Below are 21,378 nucleotides of genomic sequence, written 5' to 3'. Positions count from 1 at the left end.
CGCGACACCAGCAACTCCCGTACCGGCCGCACCGATACCGGCACCTCCCTCGCACTCGCCCCCGCTCCCGCCCTCCGCACGCCCACCGGTCCGGTGCCCGCCGACGCGCCGGCGTGGAACCCGCAGCGCCACAGCGCGATGCCGTCCCACCGCTACCGGCCCGCGCACCAACGCGTCGAGGTACCGGTCACCACCCGCGCCTGGCCCGCCGCCCGGATCGAGCGGGCCCCGCTGTGGGTGCCGGTCGACCTGCGCGACGGCAACCAGGCGCTCGCCGAACCGATGGACATCCCGCGCAAGCGCCGGATGTTCGATCTGCTCGTCTCCATGGGCTTCAAGGAGATCGAGGTCGCCTACCCCTCCGCCAGCCGCACCGACTTCGACTTCGTCCGCCATCTGGCCGGAAGCGGCGCGGTGCCGGACGACGTCACCGTGGTGGTCTTCACCCCGGCCCGGCGCGAGCTGATCGAGCGGACCTTCGCCGCCGTGGACGGGCTGCCGCGCACCGTCGTGCACCTCTACACGGCCACCGCGCCCACCTGGCGCGAGGTGGTCCTCGGCCGCAGCCGGACCGAGGTGCGCGACCTGGTGCGGGACGCGGCCGCCCACATGGCGCGGCTGGCCGCGGCCCGCCCGCAGGCCGACATCCGGTTCCAGTTCTCGCCCGAGGTCTTCAACCTCACCGAGCCCGATCTCGTCCTGGAGATCTGCAACGGTCTGACCGAGCTGTGGGACGCCTCCCCGGAGCGCCCGGTGACCCATAACCTCCCGGCCACGGTGGAGGTCGCCACGCCCAATGTGTACGCGGATCAGATCGAGTACCTGCACCGCCACCTGGAGCGCCGGGACGCGGTCGTGCTCTCCGTACACCCGCACAACGACCGCGGCACCGGCGTGGCGTGCGCGGAACTCGCCGTCCTGGCCGGGGCGCAGCGCGTGGAGGGGTGCCTGTTCGGGAACGGCGAGCGGACCGGGAACGTCGACCTGGTCACCCTCGCGCTCAATCTGCACACCCAGGGCGTCGACCCGATGATCGACTTCTCGGACCTCGCGACCGTGCGCCGCACCGTCGAGGACTGCATCCGGCTGCCCGTCCACCCGCGGCACCCCTACGCCGGCGCCCTGGTGCACACCGCGTTCTCCGGCACCCACCAGGACGCCATCAGCAAGGGCCTGGCCCACCACGCCCGGCGCGCCGCCGAACTGGGCGTACCGGAGTCCGAAGCGCCGTGGACGGTGCCGTACCTGCCGGTCGACCCCGCGGACCTCGGGTGCAGCTACGAGGCGGTCATCCGGGTCAACAGCCAGTCGGGCAAAGGGGGGATCGCGCATCTGCTGCGGCTGCACCACGGGCTGGACCTGCCGCAGGGGCTGCGCCCGGACTTCTCCGGTGTCGTCCAGCGGGCGACCGATGACAGCGGGCAGGAGGCGACCCCCAAGGAGCTGTGGGAGCTGTTCCGCGGCACGTACCTCGCCCCGGGGGAGGAGGGGCCGCTGACCCTGGACTCCTGGACCGCGACCGAGCCCGCGCCGGGTGAGCACCGGATCCGCTGCACGCTGGGCCACGCCGGGCGCCGTGCGGACGCACGGCAGGCCGAGGGCACCGGCAACGGTCCGCTCGCCGCGTTCACCGCGGCGCTGGCCGCCGCCGGCCACCCCGCGGAGATCCTCGACTACGCCGAACACGCCCTCACCTCCGGGCCGGACAGCGCCGCCGTCGCCTACGTCCGGTGCCGCATCGGCGGCCTGACGTACTGGGGCGCGGGCCAGGACACCTCCGTCCTGACCGCCTCCCTGCGGGCCGTGCTCGCGGCCGTCAACCGGGCGGCGCGGGACCGGGGGACCGGAAGCGGCGACTAGCCGGTCGGTGGGCGGCGGACGCCGGCGCGCGCCCGCCGCCCACGCGGTGGCACTTTCCGCGGCAACGCTTGCACTTTCCGCCGGCACGCCTTGTCCGCCCGTACCGCGTGCTCAACGATGTGGCCGCCCGCGCGCCCGATGCGCGGGCCGGCCCACGGAAGGGGAGAGACGTTGCCGGGACACCCGTGGCTCGGACGGACGCTGCCGATACCTCAACTCACCGCAGGCGTAAGGAAGAAGGCCTCCCTGGCCGCCCTGATCCTGCTCGCGGCGCCGGCCGGACCGCCCGCCGCCCAGGCCGCGCCGGTGCCCGACGCCGGCCGGCGCCCCGCCCGCCACCAGGCCGGCACCACCTACTACGTCGACTGCGCCGCCGGCTCCGACGGCGCGGCCGGCACCGCCCCCACGACCGCCTGGCGGCGGACGCGCGCCGGCGTCCGCCGCCCAGGCAGCGGCGCCGCCCCGCGTATCGCGGGCGCCGGCGCACGGGCCGCGATACTGCTGGACAACGTCGAGTACTGGGAACTGCGCGACCTGGACGTGACCAACACCGGCCCGGCCACCACCACGGACCGGCGCGCCGGGGTGCTGGTCCGGCTGCACGACTTCGGCACCGGGCACCACCGGCATCGGGACCTCGTCGACCTGGGGCCGCCGCCCCGAACATCCCGATGGACCCGGCACCACGTTCGCGCCGGTCACCGGGCTGTCCGTGCACCACCACACCGTGCGCGACGTCGGCGGCGACGGGATCGTGGCGCAGAACGCGGTCGGCGCGCGGGGCGAGCACAACCTCGTCGACAACGAGGGCGGTTTCCTGCTGATCTGCAACGGCGCCGGAATGACCTCCGACCGCAACACCGTCCGGTACAACGTCAGCGTTGACGACCGCAACACCAGTGCGCCCTACGGCGTCATTTCGGTCGTCTGCGGACCCGCCACCCGCACCCTGGTGCACAACAACACCATCAGCACCACCGCCCCGGGCACAGCCATGGTCAGCGGCAACGGCCCCGGCGGGGTCACCTTCCGTGACAACCTCTTCGCCGGGGCGGCGGCCGGCTCCCCGATCAGCGACGGGCACAACACCTACGACCACAACCTGTACGCCCGGATCTCCGGCATCCCCGCGGGCGACACCGGCGCGGTCCGCGGCGATCCGCGGTTCGTGTCCCCGACCGATACCCGGCTGCGGGCCGGCTCCCCGGCGCTGGGGGCGGGGGTAACGGTGCCGAACGGGGGTAACCGGGATTTCCACGGCAACCCGGTCGCCGATCCGCCGAACATCGGAGCCGACCAGGGACCCGGGAAGTAGGCAGAACCTGGTGGTGCCGCGTCCGCAACTCGGGGATTTTCTGCGAGCCTGAGCGACGCCCCGGAATTCCGGCTGGTCAAAGACGTGCCGGCGCTATCGGCGCGCCGCCCGGGCCGGCTCGTTAGTGGTGTGTTAGTGCCTCGTTAGCGGACCGGCAGCGCCCGGGGCCACGCTGGAAGAGCAACCGACGGACCGTACGCAACCAAACGATGAGCTCGCACCTACCAGACGAGGGGGAGACACTCATGTCGCTCACCACCAAGACACTCGGCCGTGGCCGCCGTGTCGCCGCCGGATCGCTGATCGCCGTCGCGGCGCTCGCGCTCACCGCCTGCCAGGACGGGACCGGCGCCGCCTCCCGCCCCTCGTCGGCCGCCGCATCCGCCACCTCCCAGGAGGCCGGCAGCGGTGCCAAGCCCTCCGGCGGCACCCAGCAGTCGGCCGGTGGCGAGCGGCCCTCGGCGAACGCGGCGTCCACCGGCGGCAAGGCGAAGGGCAACGTGCCGGGCACCACGGAGTCGCGCGCCTCGGCCATGACGGCGTCGGACCGCTGCACCGCCGCCAACATGTCGCTGCGGCTGGGCGCCTCCGACATCGGCGCGGGCAACATCCACTACCCCCTGGTCTTCACGAACAACGGCAAGAAGGCCTGCACGCTGCGCGGCTTCCCCGGGGTCTCGCTGATCCAGCGGGACGGCTCGCCGGTCGGCAAGCCCGCCACCCGCGAGGGCGGCCCGGGCGGCGTGGTCCGTCTCCAGCCGGGGCAGAGCGCGCACGCCGTGCTGCACACCGTCAACGAGGGCGTGTCGGACACCCCGTGCTGGAGCCGTTCGCAGATCGTCTTCGTCTACCCGCCCGGGTCCAAGGAGTCGATGACCACCGGCAGCCGCGGGCTGCGGGTGTGCGGCGGCCGGTTCGACGTGACCGCGGTGGAGGCCGGTTCGCTGGGCTGACGCCGGCACGGCTTCCGAGGGCGCCCGCTCCTCCGGGCGCCCTCGCGGCATTTCCGGGCCCGTCACCGCAATGGCCCCGGACAACCGGCCGCGCGCCGAGCGGGGTGTTACCAAGGTGAACGGAAGTCCTGTACGGGGCTTTCGTGCAGATTCACCGAGGAGACCCCATGTCCGCAGCATCGAGCGTGGCCCCCCAGTCCGCCGCGGAGGGAAAGCCGTCCGCCGAGGACCAGCCGCCGATCCACATCCTCTGGATCAACGCCGGCCTGAGTTGCGACGGTGACTCGGTGTCGCTGACGAACGCGACCCAGCCGAGCATCGAGGAGATCGCGCTCAGCGTGCTGCCCGGCCTGCCCAAGGTGGCCGTCCACTGGCCGCTGATCGACTTCGAATGCGGGCCGGTCGGCGGCGCGGACACCTTCATCGAGTGGTTCTTCAAGGGCGAGCGCGGCGAGATCGACCCGTTCGTCCTGGTCGTCGAGGGGTCCATCCCCAACGAGGCCATCAAGCCGGAGGGCTACTGGTGCGGCTTCGGCGACGACCCGGAGACCGGCCAGCCGATCACCACCAGTGAGTGGATCGACCGGCTCGCCCCCAAGGCCCTCGCCGTCGTCGCGATCGGCACCTGCGCCACGTACGGCGGGATCCACGCGATGTCCGGCAACCCGACCGGCGCCATGGGCGTGCCCGACTACCTGGGCTGGGACTGGAAGTCCAAGGCCGGCATCCCGATCGTCTGCGTGCCCGGCTGCCCGATCCAGCCGGACAACTTCGCCGAGACCCTGGTCTACCTGCTCTACCAGGCCACCGGCGCGGCCCCGATGATCCCGCTCGACGACCAGCTGCGGCCCACCTGGCTCTTCGGCGCCACCGTCCACGAGGGCTGCGACCGCGCCGGCTACTACGAGCAGGGGCAGTTCGCCACCGCCTACGACTCGCCGAAGTGCCTGGTGAAGATCGGCTGCTGGGGTCCCGTGGTCAAATGCAACGTGCCCAAGCGGGGCTGGATGGACGGCATCGGCGGCTGCCCCAACGTCGGCGGCATCTGCATCGCCTGCACCATGCCCGGCTTCCCCGACAAGTTCATGCCGTTCATGGACGAGCCGCCCGGCAGCAAGCTCTCCAGCACCGCCAGCGCCGCGTACGGCGGTGTCGTCCGCAAACTGCGCGACATCACGGCCAAGACCGTCGACCAGGAACCCAAGTGGCGGCACCGCGGCGACCAACTGACCACCGGATTCCGCAGGCCGTGGTGACCGTACGGCCCGTGGCGCGGCCGAACCGGCCCCGCTCCCCGTACGGCACCCCCGCCACCCCGTCCGACCCCACCTCCCGCCTACAGAAGGGCAACGGCACACACGATGGCACCGACGACTAAGGCGGCCGGTGACGGCAGCGGTCTGACGGAGATGTCCTGGGACCCGATCACCCGGATCGTGGGCAGCCTGGGCATCCACACCAAGATCGACTTCAAGCAGAAGCGGGTCGCGGAGTGCTACAGCACCTCGTCGGTCTTCCGCGGCTACAGCGTCTTCATGCGCGGCAAGGACCCGCGCGACGCCCACTTCATCACCAGCCGGATCTGCGGCATCTGCGGTGACAACCACGCGACCTGCTCGGTGTACACCCAGAACATGGCCTACGGGGTCAAGCCGCCGAACCTGGGGGAGTGGATCATCAACCTCGGCGAGTCCGCGGAGTTCATGTTCGACCACAACATCTTCCAGGAGAACCTGGTCGGGGTCGACTACTGCGAGAAGATGGTCCGCGAGACCAACCCGGGCGTCTGGGAACTCGCCCAGCGCACCGAGGCCCCGCACGCCGACGAGCACGGCTACCGCACCATCGCCGACATCATGAGCTCCCTCAACCCCATCGAGGGCGAGTTCTACCGCGAGGCGCTCCAGGTCAGCCGCTACACCCGGGAGATGTTCTGCCTCATGGAGGGCCGCCATGTGCACCCCTCCACGCTCTACCCGGGCGGCGTCGGCACCATCGCCAGCGTCCAGCTCTTCACCGACTACCTCAGCCGGCTGATGCGCTACGTCGAGTTCATGAAGCGGGTCGTCCCGCTCCACGACGACCTCTTCGACTTCTTCTACGAGGCCCTGCCCGGATACGAGGAGGTCGGCCGGCGGCGCGTCCTGCTCGGCTGCTGGGGCGCGTTCAACGACCCCGAGCACTGCGACTTCACCTACCGCAACATGACGGACTGGGGCCGGAAGATGTTCGTCACCCCCGGCGTCATCGTCGACGGCAAGCTCGTCACCAACGATCTCACCGAGATCAACCTCGGCATCCGCATCCTGCTGGGCAGCTCCTACTACCAGGACTGGGAAGGCCAGGAGAAGTTCGTCACCCACGACCCGCTGGGCAACCCGATCGACGCCCGCCACCCGTGGAACCAGCACACCATCCCCGCCCCGCAGAAGCGCGACTTCGCCGACAAGTACAGCTGGGTGATGTCCCCGCGCTGGTTCGACGGCAAGGAGCACCTCGCGCTGGACACCGGCGGCGGGCCGATCGCCCGGCTGTGGTCCACCGCGCTCTCCGGACTCGTCGACACCCCCTACGTCAAGGCCACCGGCCACAGCGTCGTCATCGACCTGCCGCGCAGCCTCACCCGCCCCGAGGCCCGCTTCGAGTGGCGGATCCCCAAGTGGAGCAACGCGCTGGAACGCAACCGCGCCCGCACCTACTTCCAGGCGTACACCGCCGCCATGGCGCTGCACTTCGCCGAACAGGCCCTGGAGGAGGTCCGCGCCGGACGCACCCGCACCTGGGAGAAGTTCGAGGTCCCCGACGAGTCCATCGGCGTCGGCTTCACCGAGGCGGTCCGCGGCGTCCTCTCGCACCACATGGTCATCCGGGACGGCAAGATCGCCAACTACCACCCGTACCCGCCGACACCGTGGAACGCCAGCACCCGCGACAGCTACGGGACCCCCGGCCCCTACGAGGACGCGGTGCAGAACACCCCCATCTTCGAGGAGAACCCCCCGGAGAACTTCAAGGGCATCGACATCATGCGCGCGGTGCGCAGCTTCGATCCCTGTCTGCCCTGCGGCGTCCACATGTACGTCGGCGACGGCCGGACCGTCCGGACCGAGCACGTGCCCACCGGGCTGAGCGGACTGGCCGGATGAGCGCCCCCACCGACCGCCAGGCACCGCCCGCCCCCACACCGAGCGCCGAAGAGGCCGGCCGCCGCGTCGAGGAGGTCCTCGACCGGCTCACCCGGAACGGCGACCCCGAGACCGGCGCCGCGGCCGAGGAACTGGTCCGCGTCCTGATGGACTTCTACGGGGCCGGGCTCGCCCGCGTCATGCACCACCTGGAGCGCACTCCGGACGGCACCGGACCGCACCCCGCCCTGCGCGCCGCGCTGCTCGGCGACCCCCTGGTCACCAGCCTGCTCGCGCTGCACGATCTGCACCCCGAGGACACCGAGGCCCGCATCGGGCGGGCCCTGGACAGCGTCCGCGGCCGGCACCCCGCCGAGGCCGCCGGCTTCGACCCGGACACCGGCACGCTGCGGCTGCGGGCGGCCGGCTCCGGCGGCTCCGGCGGCTGCGGCTGTTCCGGCGAGGACGGGGCCGGCCGGCAGAGCGTGGAAGCAGCGGTCAGCAGCTTCGCGCCCGAGGTCACCACCGTCGAGTGGGAGGCCGAACCGGCCGCGGCCGAGCCGGTCCTGCTGCAGATCTCCCGCCGCCCGTCGGCCCCCGCCACGGCCTCATGACCGGCCCTCAGCCGGTGGCCACGCGCCTGGGACCGCACAACGCCCACCGGGGCCTGCGCCGCTTCCGCGCACCGGCCCCGGCCGCCCCCGAACGCTGCGAACTGTGCGGCGTGGTGCTCGCCGACCACAACCACCGCCACCTCGTCGACACCGAACGCCGGGCCCTGGCCTGCGCCTGCACCCCCTGCGCCCTGCTCTTCGAACGGCCCGGCGCCGGCCACGGACGGTTCCGCACCGTCCCCGACCGCTATCTCACCGACCCCGGCCACACCCTCGACGAGGCGGCCTGGGACCTGCTGCGGATCCCGGTCGGCGTCGCCTTCTTCCTCCGCCACACCGGCCTGGACCGGCTGGTCGCGCTCTACCCCAGCCCGGCCGGCGCCACCGAGAGCGAACTCGACCCCGCCGCCTGGGAAACCGTCCTCGCGGGCAGCCGCCTCGCCCCGCTCCTCCAGCCCGACGTCGAGGCCCTGCTGCTGCGCCGCACCGACGACCGCACCGACTGCTACCTCGTACCGATCGACATCTGCTACGAACTCGTCGGCCGGATGCGGCTGTTGTGGCACGGCTTCGACGGCGGCGCCGAAGCCCGCGCCGCGCTCACCGACTTCTTCACCACGGTCGCCCGCCGGGCCCGCGCGCCGAGGGAGGACGACCGGCCGTGACCGAGCTGTCCTTCGAGTGCACCGGCGTCCGCGCCGACCGCCGCGCCGCCGCCCCCACCCTCCTCTTCCGCCTGCGCCTCACCACCGCCGACCCCGCGGACCGGGTGCACGCCGTCGCGCTGCGCTGCCAGATCCGGATCGAACCGGCCCGCCGCGACTACCGGCCCGACGAGGCCGAGGCGCTCGCCGACCTCTTCGGCGACCGCTCCCGCTGGAGCAGCACCCTGCACCCCCTCCAGTTCGCCCAGGTCTCCCACGTCGTCCCCGGCTTCACCGGCACCACCGAGATCGAACTGCCCGTCCCCTGCAGCTACGACCTCGACGTCGCGGCCGGCCGGTACTTCCACGCACTCGCCGACGGCGAGGTCCCGCTGCTGCTGCTGTTCTCCGGCACCGTCTTCGCCGGTGCCGGCGGTTTCCGGGTCCACCCCGTCCCCTGGCACAAGGAAGCGCAGGTGCGGATGCCGGTGACGGTCTGGCAGGAGATGACCGAGACCCACTTCCCGGGCTGCGGCTGGCTGCGGCTGCCCCGCACCACCCTCGACGCGCTGCTCGCCTACCGCTCCCGGCACGCCCTGCCCTCCTGGCAGCAGACCGTCGAGGCGCTGCTCGCCGCGGCCGGCGACGACCCGCCGCCCCCGCCGTCCGCCCGGCACGCCCGGCCGTTCCCCGGCACCGCCGCCCGCCCGCCCGCCGAGAGGACCGCCCCATGACGACCGGCATCCGGCCCGACGAGACGGTGGACCGCTTCGCCGCCGCCCGCCAGGTGGCGGACGCCGTGCTGTTCGAGGGCTACGTGCTCTACCCGTACCGCGCCTCCGCCGCCAAGAACCGGCTGCGCTGGCAGTTCGGCGTCCTCGTCCCGCCCGGCTGGACCGCCGCCGGCGCCGAGCACTCCCACCAGCGCACCGAATGCCTGATGGAACCGCGGTCCGGCGCCCGGCTCTCGGTCGAACTGCGGTTCCTGCACGCCCAGCGCCGTACCGTCCAACGCCTGTGCCCGGACGGGGAGTTCGAGACCGTCGACGAGCTGGAACTGCCGGACCGGGTGCTGGTTCCCTGGGACGAGGCCACCGAGGAACGCCTCACCCTCGACGCCGCCGTCACCGAACTGACCGGCGCCGGCCGCACCTTGCCGTTCACCCGGCCGGCGAGCGAGGAGACCGAGCCGGTGCACGACGCCGACGGGCGTCTCATCGGCCGGCTGGTGCGCCGCCGCGCCCGGATCGACGGCCGGATCCGGCTGACCGCGAGCCCGCTCGACGGGCCGTACGCCGCGCTGCGGCTGACCGCGACCGTCGAGAACACCGGCGACTGGGCCCCGAACGGCACCGCGGACCGCACCGAAGCCCTGCCGCACGCGCTGATCGGCGCCCACCTCTTCCTCGGCCTGAGCGCCGGCCGCTTCCTGTCCCTGACCGACCCGCCCGAATGGGCCCGGACCGCCGTCGCGTCCTGCCGCAACGAGCACACCTGGCCGGTGCTGGCCGGCGAACCGGGCCGCGCCGACGTGGTCCTGTCCTCGCCGATCATCCTGGAGGACCACCCGGCCGTCGCCCCCGAGAGCCCCGGCGCGCTCTACGACGCCCTGGAGATCGACGAGATCCTCGCCCTGCGCACCGCGGCCCTCACCGACCAGGAGAAGCGCGAGGCCCGCGGCACCGACCCGCGCGCCGCCGACGTCATCGCACTCGCCGACACCATGCCCCCCGAGGTTCTGGACCGCCTGCACGGGGCCGTACGCGCACTGCGCGAGGTCACCGGCCCCGGCCCAACGGCCCCCGGCGACCAGGCCCCCGACGTGCCCGGCACCCGCCCCGACACCCCCTGGTGGGACCCCGGCGGCGACCGCGGCGTCGACCCCGCCACCGACCAAATCACCCTCGACGGACGGCAGGTCGGCGCCGGCAGCCGGGTGCTGCTGAAGCCCGGCCGGCGCCGCACCGACGCCCAGGACCTCTTCCTGCACGGCCGCGCCGCCCTCGTCGAGGCCGTGCTGCACGACGTGGACGGCGGGGTGCACCTCGCGGTGACCCTGGAGGACGACCCGGGCGCCGACATCCGGCGCGAACAAGGCCGCTTCCTGTACTTCCAGCCCGACGAACTCGCTCCCCTGGAGGACACGTGAGCGCCCCCGCCCCCGGCGCGGTCCGGCCGCCCGCCAAGACGCTGATCGCCGGCGTGGGCAACATCTTCCTCGGCGACGACGGCTTCGGTGTCGAGGCCGTCCGCCGGCTCGGCGAACACCCCCTCCCGGACGACGTCGAGATCGTCGACACCGGCGTACGGGGCGTCCACCTCGCCTACCAGATGCTGGACGGCTACGACACCGTGCTGCTCGTCGACGCCGCCGCCCGTGGTGCCGAACCCGGGACCGTCCACCTCCTCGACGCCACCGAACCGGCCACCCCGCGCCCGCGGGCCGCCGCCCTCGACGCCCACCACATGACCCCCGACGCGGTGCTCGCCCTGCTCGACACGCTCAGCGCCGGCACCGACGGCCGCCCGCCCCGCCGCGTCCTCGTCGTCGGCTGCGAACCCGCCGACACCGCCGAAGGCATCGGCCTGAGCGACCCGGTCGAGGCCGCGGTCGACGAGGCCGTGGGACTCATCCTGCGGCTGGTCGGGGCGGACGCGAAGGCAGACGCGAAGGCAGACGCGGACGCAGACGCGGACGCAGACACGGACGCAGACACGGACACCACCGAAAGGAGCACCACCCCATGCTGAAGCTGATCCTCGGCACGGCGGCCGCCGCCGTGCTCGCCCTCGCCCTGAAGAGCACGCTGCCCGACATCAGGCGGTATCTGCGCATCCGCGCCATGTGACCGCGACGGCGCTGCACCGAACGAAGGACGCCGCGGCGCCACCCCGGCGAGGCACCCCGGCCCGCCCGTGCCCGCGCCGTCTAATGAACCAGGGCCCGGGCGGGTCCCGCGGACCCGCGGACCGGCCCGGCGGCACCCGGAAGTCCCGCACCAGAGAGGGACCGATGCACGAGATGTCCATCGCGCTCGCGGTCGTCGACCAGGTCGACGGCGCGGCCCGGCCCGCCGGGGCCACCGCGGTGCGCAGCGTCCGCCTCCAGGTCGGCGAACTGGCCGGAGTGGTCCCCGACGCACTGACCTTCTCCTTCCAGCTCGCCTGCGCGGGCACGGTGCTGGAAGGGGCGGAACTCGACATCGAACCGGTGCCGGCCCGCGCCCGCTGCGGCGCCTGCGCCCGGACCTGGTTGCCCGGCATGCCCCCGCGGCTCACCTGCCCGGGCTGCGGCGGGACGGACACCGAGCTGCTGTCCGGCCGTGAACTGCAGATCGTCCGTGTGTGCTGGCACGACACCGCGCCGCACCCACCGATTTCCCAGGAGTGCTGAACCATGTGCCGTGTCGTCGACCTGCAGCAGGCGGTTCTCGCCAAGAACGACGCCTGCGCCCACACCCTGCGCGAGGACCTCGCGGCGCGCGGCACCGCGCTGGTCAACCTGCTCTCCAGCCCCGGCAGCGGCAAGACCGCCCTCCTGGAGCGCGAACTCACCCTCGCCCGCGACCGCGGCGTCCCGGTCGCCGCGCTCACCGCCGACCTGGCCACCGAGAACGACGCGGTCCGGCTGGCCCGTTCCGGAGTACCCGTCAAACAGATCCTCACCGACGGGCTGTGCCACCTGGAGGCCGAGATGCTCGGCGGCCACCTGCACGACTGGCTCCCCGCCGAGGCCCGGCTGCTGTTCATCGAGAACGTCGGCAACCTGGTCTGCCCGGCCTCCTACGACCTCGGCGAGACCCTGCGGGTGGTGCTGGCCTCGGTGACCGAGGGCGAGGACAAACCGCTGAAGTACCCCACCGCCTTCGGCCTCGCCCACCTGGTCGTGGTCACCAAGACCGACATCGCCGAGGCGGTCTCCTTCGACGAGGAGGAGTTCCGCGCCAACGTCGAACGGGTCAACCCCGGCGTCGAGGTGCACCTCACCTCGGTGCGGCAGGGCATCGGCGAGGGGGTGCTGCTGGACCGGGCGCTGGCGGCCCGCGACGGCGCGCCGGTCCACATCCCCGTGATGACCCGCACGTCCCACCACGTCCACGACGAGAGCGAACCCCAGCCGCAAGACGAGCACTCCGCCGACCTCGACACCGTGGCGTCGAGCCGCTCATGACCACCGGGCAGGTCGACCGGGCCCCCGCGGGCGCCCCCGCGCCGGTCACCGCACGCCGCAGGATCACCGTGCGCGGCGTCGTCCAGGGCGTCGGCTTCCGCCCGTTCGTCCACGGCCTCGCCACCGAACTGGGCCTGGCCGGTCATGTGACCAACACCGGCGAGGGTGTACTCGCCGAGGTCGAGGGCCCGCCCGCCGCGCTCGCCGCCTTCGGCACCCGGATCACCGGTGAGGCGCCGCCGCTGGCCGTCGTCGACGCCGTGGAGGGCGAGGACCTCGCGGTCACCGGCGACACCGGATTCCGCATCCTGCCCTCCCGCGGTCCGGGCCCCTCCCGCACCCTGGTCGCGCCGGACGCCGCCACCTGCGACGCCTGCCTGGCCGAACTCGCCGACCCGGCCGACCGCCGCCACCGCCACCCCTTCATCACCTGCACGCACTGCGGTCCGCGCTTCACCATCGTCACCGCGCTGCCCTACGACCGGGCCCGGACGACGATGGACCGCTTCCCGATGTGCCCGCGCTGCACCCGGGAGTACGCCGACCCGGCCGACCGGCGGTTCCACGCCCAGCCGATCGCCTGCCACGACTGCGGCCCCCGGCTGCGGCTGCTGCTCGCCGACCCCGCCGACCCCACCGCCGCGCCGCGGCCGGCACCGGACCCCGACCCGGTCGACGCCACCCGGCAACTGCTCGCCGCCGGCGCGATCGTCGCCGTCAAGGGCCTCGGCGGCTACCACCTGGTCTGCGACGCCACCGACGACACCGCCGTCGCCCTGCTGCGCCGCCGCAAGGCCCGCGGCGACAAACCCTTCGCCCTGATGGTCCGTCAGGTCGACGACCTCGCACACCTGGTACGCGTCCGGCCCGCGGAACGCGCACTGCTCACCGGGTCCCAGCGCCCGATCGTCCTGCTGCGCCGCCGTCCCCACCCCACGCCCGCCCCGGACGCGCCGCTGCCGTCCCCCGCGGTCGCCCCCGGCAGCCCCGACCTGGGCGTCATGCTGCCGTACACGCCGCTGCACCACCTGCTGCTCGGGCTGCCCGGCGACCCTCCGCCACGGTCGGCCTCGCCCGAGCGGGGGGACTCCCACGGCCCCCGGCTGCTCGTGATGACCAGCGGCAACCTCGCCGGCGAGCCGATCGTCACCGACGACGAGGACGCCGTGCGGCGGCTCGCCGGACTGGCCGACGCCTGGCTCACCCACGACCGTCAGATCCGCGTCCCCTGCGACGACTCGGTGGTCCGGGTCACCGACGACGGCGAGCCGCTGTTCGTCCGCCGCTCCCGCGGCTACGCCCCGTTCCCGGTCCCGCTCCCGGTCGCGGTCCGCCCCGCGCTCGCGGCCGGCGGCGACCTGAAGAACGTGCTCTGCCTGGCCGAGGGCCGCCGCGCCTGGCTGTCGGCACACATCGGCGACATGGACGACCTCGCCACCCAGCTCGCCTTCGAGCAGGCCGAGGCACACCTGGAGACGGTCACCGGGGTCCGCCCCCAGCTCCTCGCCGCCGACCGGCACCCCGGCTACCGCTCCGGCCAGTGGGCCCAGCGGCACACCGAAGGCCGTCCGCTGGTCCGCGTCCAGCACCACCACGCGCACATCGCCGCGGCCATGGCCGAACACGGCCTCGACGGCAGCCGCCCGGTCATCGGCGTCGCCTTCGACGGCACCGGCTACGGCGACGACCAGGCCGTCTGGGGCGGCGAGATCCTGCTCGCCGACTACGACGGCTACCGCCGCTTCGGCCGCCTCGCCTACGTCCCGCTGCCCGGTGGCGACACCGCCGTACGCCGCCCCTACCGGATGGCCCTGGCCCATCTGCGCGCGGCCGGCATCGACTGGGCCGCGGACCTCCCGCCGGTCGCCTTCTGCCCGCCCGACGAACGGCGGCTGCTCGCCCGGCAGCTCGAACGCGACCTCAACTGCGTGCCCACCTCCAGCATGGGCCGCCTCTTCGACGCGGTCTCCTCACTGGCCGGGATCTGCCACCACGCCGGATACGAGGCGCAGGCCGCGCTCGCCCTCGAAGCCGCGGCCCTGACCGCCGGCGAGGACCCCGCGCCCGGCTACGGCTTCGCCCTGCGCACCGGCCCCGACGCCCCGGCGGACCGCGCGGCCGCCGACACCGTCGCCGACCCGGCGCCGCTGCTCGCGGCCGTCGTCGCGGACGTCCGGGCCGGCACCGCGCCGGCGCTGATCGCCGCCCGCTTCCACACCGCGGTCGCCGGACTCGTACGGCACTGCTGCGCGCTGGCCCGGGAGCGCGCGGGTCTGACGACCGTCGTACTGACCGGTGGGGTGTTCGCCAACACGCTGCTCTCCGAGGCCGCCGCCCGGCTGCTGCGCCAGGACGGTTTCACCGTGCTGCGGCACCGCCGGGTCCCGCCCAACGACGGGGGCCTGGCGCTCGGCCAGATCGTCGTGGCGGCGCGCACCGCACCCGTGCACGGCGGGGTGGGCGTGCCCTGAACGGCGCCGCGGCCGCGGCGGACGACGCTTGATGACGAGGAGAGGCCCATGTGCCTGGCGGTACCCGGCAAAGTACTGGACATCGAGGAACGGGACGGCACCCGGATGGCCACCGTCGACTTCGGCGGCGTGGTCAAGGAAGTGTGCCTGGAGTACGTCCCCGACCTCCAGGTCGGCGAGTACGCGATCGTCCACGTCGGCTTCGCGCTGCAGCGCCTGGACGAGGACTCGGCCCGCCAGACCCTGGCCCTCTTCGAGGAACTGGGGCTGCTCCAGGAGGAGTTCGGCGACCCCTGGGAGGCGGCCGCCGCGGAGGCGGGCGCCGCACCCGCGGCCGTCGGCGGCGACACGGCGCGGGAGGCGCGGAAATGAAGTACATCGACGAATTCCAGGACCCCGAGCTGGCCCGCCGGCTGCTGGACGACATCCGGGCCACGGCGACCCGGCCATGGGCCCTGATGGAGGTCTGCGGCGGCCAGACGCACACCATCATCCGACACGGCATCGACCAACTCCTGCCGGAACAGGTCGAGTTGATCCACGGACCGGGCTGCCCGGTATGTGTCACCCCGCTGGAGGTGATCGACAAGGCGCTGGAGATCGCCTCCCGCCCGGACGTGATCTTCTGCTCGTTCGGCGACATGCTCCGGGTCCCCGGCAGCGACCGCGATCTGTTCCAGGTGCGCGGCGAGGGCGGCGACGTACGGGTGGTGTACTCCCCGCTCGACGCGCTGAAGACCGCCCAGCAGAACCCCGACCGCGAGGTGGTGTTCTTCGGCATCGGCTTCGAGACGACCGCCCCGCCCAACGCCATGACGGTCCATCAGGCCCGCAGGCTCGGCATCCGCAACTTCAGCATGCTGGTCTCGCACGTCCGGGTCCCGCCCGCCATCGAGGCGATCATGACCTCGCCCAGCTGCCGGGTCCAGGCGTTCCTCGCCGCCGGCCATGTGTGCAGCGTGATGGGCATGGCGGAGTACCCCGCACTGGCCGAACGCTTCCGGGTGCCGATCGTGGTCACCGGCTTCGAACCGCTGGACATCCTGGAGGGCATCCGCCGCACCGTCCGCCAACTGGAGCGCGGCGAGCACACCGTGGACAACGCCTACCCGCGCGCCGTCCGCAGCGAGGGCAATCCCGCCGCGCAGGCCATGCTCGCGGACGTCTTCGAGGTCACCGACCGCGCCTGGCGGGGCATCGGCACCATCCCCGCCAGCGGCTGGCGGCTCTCCGAGCGCTACCGCGACTACGACGCCGAACACCGCTTCTCCGTCGACGGCATCGCCACCCGCGAACCGGCCGCCTGCCGCAGCGGCGAGGTCCTGCAGGGACTCATCAAGCCGCACGAGTGCGAGGCGTTCGGCACCACCTGCACCCCGCGCACCCCGCTGGGCGCCACCATGGTCTCCAGCGAGGGCGCGTGCGCCGCCTACTACCTGTACCGCCGACTCGGCACCCCGCCCACCCCGCTGGAGGCGAGCCCCGTTGCCTGACACCCCGCACACCCCGCTGACGGCGTCGAACGCGTCGAACGCCGCCGCCGGCGCCCCCACCCCGGCCGACCGCGGACTGCCCACCGTCGACATCTCCGGCTGGACCTGCCCCACCCCGCTGCGCGACCAGCCGCGGGTCGTCATGGGGCACGGCGGGGGCGGCGCGCTCTCCGCCGAACTCGTCCAGCAGATCTTCGTGCCCGCCTTCGGCGGTGAGGTCCTCGCCCAGCTCGGCGACTCCGCGGCGGTCGCGCTGGGCGGCGCCCGGCTCGCCTTCTCCACCGACTCCTTCGTGGTCCGGCCGCTGTTCTTCCCCGGCGGCAGCATCGGCGACCTCGCCGTCAACGGCACCGTCAACGACCTGGCCATGAGCGGCGCCCGAGCCGCCTACCTCTCCTGCGGCTTCATCCTGGAGGAGGGCGTGGAGATGCCGGTGGTCGCCGGGGTCGCCGACGCGATGGGCGCGGCCGCCCGGGTCGCCGGGGTCGAGGTGGCCACCGGGGACACCAAGGTCGTCGAGGCGGGCCACGGCGACGGCGTCTACATCAACACCGCCGGCATCGGGCTGATCCCGGACGGCGTCGACCTCCGCCCGCAGCGCGTCGTCCCCGGCGACGTGGTGATCGTCAGCGGCGACATCGGCGTGCACGGCGTGGCCATCATGAGCGTCCGCGAGGGCCTGGAATTCGGCGTGGAGATCGAGAGCGACTGCGCCGCGCTCGGCGGGCTCGTCGAGACCATGCTCGCGGTCACCCCCGACCTGCACGTCCTGCGCGACCCCACCCGCGGCGGCCTGGCCGCGGCCCTGTGCGAGATCGCCACCGCCTCCTGCACCGGCATCGTCATCCAGGAACGCGCCGTCCCGGTACCGCCCGCGGTCGCCAACGCCTGCGCCATCCTCGGTCTGGACCCGATGTACGTCGCCAACGAGGGCAAGCTCGTGGCGTTCGTCCCGCGCGAGCACGCCGACGCGGTACTGGCCGCGATGCGGAGGCACCCCTTGGGTGCCGGAGCGGCGGTCATCGGCGAGGCGGTGGCGACCCACCCCGGCATGGTGGTGGCCCGCACGCCGCTGGGGGGGACGCGGGTGGTTGATCTGCCGCTGGGGGAGCAGTTGCCGCGTATTTGTTGACTTCCCACGTACTTGGCCGTCCCGCCGCGGTTGTTGTTCGCCGTTGCGCCTGCGGCGTGCTGGGTTGTGGTGGGTGTGGTGACGGGCCTCCGGGGCCGGGCGTGTGGACTGCTGACGCTTTACGTCCACACAACCGGCCCCTCCGGCCCGTCCCCTCCCGTTGGGGGAGAAGGAAACGATGGTGGGGGTGCACGTGATGCCCACACGCGTGCGGTCAACAGACAACGCACGCCCCCAACTAGCTCAGTAACTCCCACTCACGGGAGGGGCTGGACCGGAGGACGAAGTCTGGAGGGCCGGCACCGCACCCGAAAACACCACGCCCGCCGCCAGGCGCAACGGCGACCAAGCCCCGCGGCGGGAGAGACGGCTACGTGCGGGGCGCCGCAAAGCGCGCAACGGCGAACAACCCCGACGGCGGGACAGACGGGTACGTGGGGGGCTAAGCCTTCTGCAGCAGGTGGGAGCCGAACCAGTCGTCCTCGTCCCGTACGCCCGGCAGGACGAAGAAGTAGCCGCCGCCGATGGGGGTGATGAAGCGCGCCAGCGGCTCGTGTTCCAGGCGGCGCTGTACGGTCGCGAACTGGCGCTCCGGGTCCTGCTGGTAGCCGCAGAAGACCAGGCCGAGGTCCATCCCGCCTTTGTGGTCGAAGCCCTCGTCGTAGTTGTAACTGCGCCGCAGGAAGCGGGAGTCGTCCGTCTTGTGGGTGCGCGGGTTGGCCAGCCGGATGTGGGAGTCGAGCGGGATGATCCGGCCGTGCGGGTCATCCCGGTAGTCCGGCGCGTCCGTCTCGTGCCGGCCGTCCAGCGGCGCACCGCTCGCCTTGTGCCGGCCGAAGATCCTCTCCTGGTGCCGCAACGGCACCTTGTCCCACTTCTCCACGTGGAAGCGGATCAGCCGCAGCACCTGGTAGCAGCCGCCCAGCGCCCAGTCCGGCTCGCCGCAGGGCGGCGTCACCCACATCAGCCGGTCCATCTCCCGGCCCGAATCGGTGTCCGGGTTGACGATGCCGTCCTTGAAGCCCAGCAGGTTGCGCCGGGCCCCGGACGGGCGGGACGGGTTGAGGAAGGCGTTGGCCCGCCAGCGCGGCCGGAGCAGGCCATCCGTTTCCCGTGCCAGGTCGCGCAGGACGTGCACGATGGCGTCCGGGTGTTCGGCGCAGATCTGCAGGGACAGGTCGCCGTGGCAGCGGGACGGCTCCAGCCGGTCGTCGGGGAACGCCGGCATCGCCTTCAGATGGCGCGGCTTGTGCCCGGACAACCCGTAACGGTCGTCGAAGAGCGAGGCGCCCACGCCGAGCGTGATCGTGAGCGAGTCCGGCGTCGGGCGCTCCGACGACACCCGCTCGTCGCGCGGCTTCACCCCGCCCGTCAGGATCCGGGACCGGTGGGTGAGCTTCTGGAACAGTTCCACCAGACCGTCCCGGTCCTCGGCCAGTACGTCGAAGCCGATGAAACCCGCGCAGAGCTGCTGCGGCGTCACCACGCCGGCCTGGTGGTGGCCGTGGAACGGCACCCGGTCGGGCAGGTCCCGGCGGCCGTCCCGCGGCCCGGCCGCCGGCCGGCCCGCGGCGACCGCCTCGCCGCCGAGGCCCCCGGCGGCCGCCACCCCCGCGACGCCGGCCGCACACCTGAGGAATTCCCGCCGCCCGTCGCCCCGCGCCGCCGCACGCCCGTCTCCGGCCTGATCACATCTCATCGTCCCACCCATCCTGACTGCGTCATCCGGCACCTGCACATACCTGTGCGTGATGCTCGCCGCCAGGGGGGCGCGCGGCGGGACCAACACGGCCTCGGCGCCGGATATCACGCCTGGGACCCCCGCCCGGTCGCCCGAACGGCGCAGCCGGCCGCCGCTGCGCGCGCGGGGGCGCCGGGGCGCTTTTAGCGTCGCCCGTGTGACCTGCCCGAACACTGCGCGGGCCGGGGCCGGCACGGCACCCGGCACGGCCGCCCCACGCGGCGGGCGGGCACCGGCCGCGCCCCGCCCCCGACTCCAGGAACCCCCGCACATGAACGCCTTCACCGACGAGAGCACCCAGACCGCCGAGAGCCCGCCGGCCGGCGCGCGGACACCCAACGGCCGGCCGCGGCCGGCCGACCTCGGCATCCCGATGGACCTGGCCACGGTGCTCGGTGCGGAGCCGCCCGAGGATCAGGGCCCGCCGGACGAAGCACCGCCCGGTCTCACCTTCCGCATCGAGCGGGGGCACGCCGAACCCGAGGAACTCGCCGCGCTCACCGTCGTGCTGGCCGCCCGGCTCGCCGGACTGCGGGCCCTCGTCGACGGTCCGGAGCCCGTGGAGGAGGAACGCCCGGCCGACCGCCGGCACGCGCGGGGACACCGTCCGGGCCGTTCCGCCTGCTGGTCCGGCTGTTGGACCTGCGCCTGAGCCGTGGCCGGGCCGGGGCCGCGGTCAGCCGAAGAAGGCCAGCAGCAGCGCCACCGCCGTGACGACGACGGCGCCGACGACGAAGCCGAGGATCACCTTGCGCTGCCAGGGCGCGACGTATCCGCCGCGCAGCGCGCTGCCCATCCTGCCGTACTGGTCGATCCGCCCCATGGGTGTCAGCGGCTCCGTCGGGCCCTGCGGCATCCCCTGCGTCCAGTCGGGGCCCGCCTGCGGGTAGCGGCGGCGCCAGCTCTCGTCCTCACGCCATGGCAGTGTCATCCGGCTGCTCCTCGCCTCGTTCGCCGGCCACGGACGATCCCCCCGTGTACCGATCATCTGTTCCCACCTCAGTTCCTACCCGTTCCCGCCGGATGATGCGCGGAATCCAGCGCGCGGCGAGCGCGGCCGCGACGAGGAACCCCGCGGCGCCGATGACCACCGAGGTGTGCAGGCCCGCCACCAGGCCGCCGGCGACCAGCGTGCCGAACAGGGCCACGCCGAGCGCGCTGCCGGTCTGCCGGGCGGCGTTGAACACCGCGGCCGCGGCGCCGCTCCGCTCGCCCGGCGCGGCCTCCATCACCGCCGCGGTGGCGGCCGGCATGGTCAGCGCGGTCCCGAACCCGGCGGCCGCCATCGGCGCCACCAGCACCGCGTACGGCGTGCCCGGGCCCGCGGCCAGCCAGCCGGCCAGCCCGGCCGCGCCCACCACCAGGCCCACCACCATGGGCAGCCGCGGACCCGTACGGGCCGTCAGCCGCCCGGCCAGCGCCGAACCGGCCGCCACCACGCCCACCGCGGGCAGCAGCGCGCACCCCGTCCGCAGCGCGCTGTAGTGGTGCAGCTGCTGGAAGTACAGCGGGGCCAGGAACAGCAGCCCGTAGAAACCGGTGTTGAGCAGCACACCGATGACCGCGGAGGCGGAGAAGGCGGGCGTGCGGAAGAGCGTGAGCGGCAGCATCGGCGCCGGCGAGCGCCGCTCCAGCACCAGGAAGGCCACCAGCCCCGCCGCCCCGCCCGCGAACCCGCCGAGGACCGCCGGACGGCCCGGGCCGGGCGCCCCGGCCTCGATGCAGCCGGTGGCCAGCCCGCCCAGGCACACCGCCGCCGCGAGCTGCGCCGGAAGGCCACCAGCCCCGGCCGGGACCGGTCCGCCGGGGGCCGCGGCACGTACCGTACGGTCAGCAGCAGCGCGGCCAGGCCCACCGGC

21 protein-coding genes are annotated in these 21,378 nt (G+C 73.7%); 18 read left to right on the top strand and 3 right to left on the bottom strand.

Going from position 1 to position 21,378, the window contains the following annotated elements; translation table 11 throughout:
- Positions 1–138: 138 nt before the first annotated feature.
- The 17 genes from leuA (at position 139) to hypE (ending at position 17,778) form a co-directional block, all read left to right on the top strand.
- Entirely contained in the window at positions 139–1,860 is a 1,722-nt protein-coding gene (gene leuA / locus V2J85_RS08915; protein ID WP_330821426.1) for a 2-isopropylmalate synthase, read from the top strand.
- Positions 1,861–2,572: 712 nt separating this feature from the next.
- Positions 2,573–3,175, top strand: a complete 603-nt coding sequence (locus tag V2J85_RS08910; RefSeq protein WP_330821135.1) for a hypothetical protein — start codon at positions 2,573–2,575, stop codon at positions 3,173–3,175.
- 245 nt (positions 3,176–3,420) lie between these two features.
- Entirely contained in the window at positions 3,421–4,128 is a 708-nt protein-coding gene (locus V2J85_RS08905; RefSeq protein ID WP_330821134.1) for a DUF4232 domain-containing protein, read from the top strand.
- A gap of 167 nt (positions 4,129–4,295) precedes the next feature.
- Positions 4,296–5,384: an NADH-quinone oxidoreductase subunit B family protein gene (locus tag V2J85_RS08900; protein WP_261954191.1), complete on the top strand. Its 1,089-nt coding sequence runs from the start codon at positions 4,296–4,298 to the stop codon at positions 5,382–5,384.
- Positions 5,385–5,489: 105 nt separating this feature from the next.
- Complete coding sequence (locus V2J85_RS08895) at positions 5,490–7,274, top strand: nickel-dependent hydrogenase large subunit (RefSeq protein ID WP_261954190.1); 1,785 nt, start codon at positions 5,490–5,492, stop codon at positions 7,272–7,274.
- Positions 7,271–7,867 (top strand): hypothetical protein, encoded by a 597-nt coding sequence (locus tag V2J85_RS08890; protein ID WP_261954189.1) that lies wholly within the window; start codon positions 7,271–7,273, stop codon positions 7,865–7,867. The genes V2J85_RS08895 and V2J85_RS08890 overlap by 4 nt, the downstream gene beginning before the upstream one ends.
- The gene (locus V2J85_RS08885; protein ID WP_261954188.1) at positions 7,864–8,532 is read left to right on the top strand and encodes a DUF5947 family protein; all 669 of its coding nucleotides are present in this window, start codon (positions 7,864–7,866) and stop codon (positions 8,530–8,532) included. The genes V2J85_RS08890 and V2J85_RS08885 overlap by 4 nt, the downstream gene beginning before the upstream one ends.
- On the top strand, positions 8,529–9,245 hold the full coding sequence (locus tag V2J85_RS08880) for a DUF6084 family protein (protein WP_261954187.1): 717 nt from the start codon (positions 8,529–8,531) through the stop codon (positions 9,243–9,245). Before V2J85_RS08885 ends, V2J85_RS08880 begins: the two co-directional genes overlap by 4 nt.
- On the top strand, positions 9,242–10,660 hold the full coding sequence (locus tag V2J85_RS08875) for a hypothetical protein (RefSeq protein ID WP_261954186.1): 1,419 nt from the start codon (positions 9,242–9,244) through the stop codon (positions 10,658–10,660). Before V2J85_RS08880 ends, V2J85_RS08875 begins: the two co-directional genes overlap by 4 nt.
- Complete coding sequence (locus V2J85_RS08870; protein ID WP_261954185.1) at positions 10,657–11,262, top strand: hydrogenase maturation protease; 606 nt, start codon at positions 10,657–10,659, stop codon at positions 11,260–11,262. The genes V2J85_RS08875 and V2J85_RS08870 overlap by 4 nt, the downstream gene beginning before the upstream one ends.
- A complete protein-coding gene (locus V2J85_RS41250; RefSeq protein WP_410011216.1) occupies positions 11,256–11,360 on the top strand; it encodes a DUF6893 family small protein in 105 nt (34 codons plus the stop codon). Before V2J85_RS08870 ends, V2J85_RS41250 begins: the two co-directional genes overlap by 7 nt.
- 164 nt (positions 11,361–11,524) lie before the next feature.
- Positions 11,525–11,905: a hydrogenase maturation nickel metallochaperone HypA gene (hypA, locus tag V2J85_RS08865; protein WP_261954184.1), complete on the top strand. Its 381-nt coding sequence runs from the start codon at positions 11,525–11,527 to the stop codon at positions 11,903–11,905.
- A gap of 3 nt (positions 11,906–11,908) precedes the next feature.
- Complete coding sequence (hypB, locus tag V2J85_RS08860) at positions 11,909–12,682, top strand: hydrogenase nickel incorporation protein HypB (protein WP_261954183.1); 774 nt, start codon at positions 11,909–11,911, stop codon at positions 12,680–12,682.
- Entirely contained in the window at positions 12,679–15,153 is a 2,475-nt protein-coding gene (gene hypF, locus V2J85_RS08855; RefSeq protein WP_261954182.1) for a carbamoyltransferase HypF, read from the top strand. The genes hypB and hypF overlap by 4 nt, the downstream gene beginning before the upstream one ends.
- Positions 15,154–15,201: 48 nt before the next feature.
- Positions 15,202–15,525, top strand: a complete 324-nt coding sequence (locus V2J85_RS08850; protein WP_201811825.1) for a HypC/HybG/HupF family hydrogenase formation chaperone — start codon at positions 15,202–15,204, stop codon at positions 15,523–15,525.
- Positions 15,522–16,646 (top strand): hydrogenase formation protein HypD, encoded by a 1,125-nt coding sequence (gene hypD / locus V2J85_RS08845; protein WP_261954181.1) that lies wholly within the window; start codon positions 15,522–15,524, stop codon positions 16,644–16,646. Before V2J85_RS08850 ends, hypD begins: the two co-directional genes overlap by 4 nt.
- Positions 16,647–16,722: 76 nt before the next feature.
- Positions 16,723–17,778, top strand: coding sequence for a hydrogenase expression/formation protein HypE (gene hypE, locus V2J85_RS08840; protein WP_261957298.1), 1,056 nt, complete (start codon positions 16,723–16,725; stop codon positions 17,776–17,778).
- Between the two features lie 442 nt (positions 17,779–18,220).
- On the opposite strand, the gene efeB is transcribed toward hypE, so the two are convergent.
- A complete protein-coding gene (gene efeB / locus V2J85_RS08835; protein WP_330821131.1) occupies positions 18,221–19,477 on the bottom strand; it encodes an iron uptake transporter deferrochelatase/peroxidase subunit in 1,257 nt (418 codons plus the stop codon).
- Positions 19,478–19,790: 313 nt separating this feature from the next.
- On the opposite strand from efeB, the gene V2J85_RS08830 reads away from it, so the two are divergent.
- Positions 19,791–20,171, top strand: coding sequence for an acyl-CoA carboxylase subunit epsilon (locus tag V2J85_RS08830; RefSeq protein ID WP_261954179.1), 381 nt, complete (start codon positions 19,791–19,793; stop codon positions 20,169–20,171).
- Between the two features lie 24 nt (positions 20,172–20,195).
- Here the strand turns inward: V2J85_RS08830 and V2J85_RS08825 are convergent, their stop codons facing one another.
- Both V2J85_RS08825 and V2J85_RS08820 read right to left on the bottom strand, forming a co-directional pair.
- Positions 20,196–20,450, bottom strand: a complete 255-nt coding sequence (locus V2J85_RS08825; RefSeq protein WP_261954178.1) for a hypothetical protein — start codon at positions 20,448–20,450, stop codon at positions 20,196–20,198.
- Positions 20,431–21,270 carry an MFS transporter gene (locus tag V2J85_RS08820; RefSeq protein ID WP_261954177.1) on the bottom strand — a complete coding sequence of 280 codons (840 nt, stop codon included), beginning with the start codon at positions 21,268–21,270 and terminating at the stop codon, positions 20,431–20,433. Before V2J85_RS08820 ends, V2J85_RS08825 begins: the two co-directional genes overlap by 20 nt.
- Positions 21,271–21,378 lie beyond the last annotated feature (108 nt).

Origin of the sequence: Streptomyces bugieae, assembly GCF_036352915.1 — a bacterium.
Lineage (GTDB): Bacteria > Actinomycetota > Actinomycetes > Streptomycetales > Streptomycetaceae > Streptomyces > Streptomyces endophytica.
This window is presented reverse-complemented; position numbering and strand designations above follow the sequence as displayed.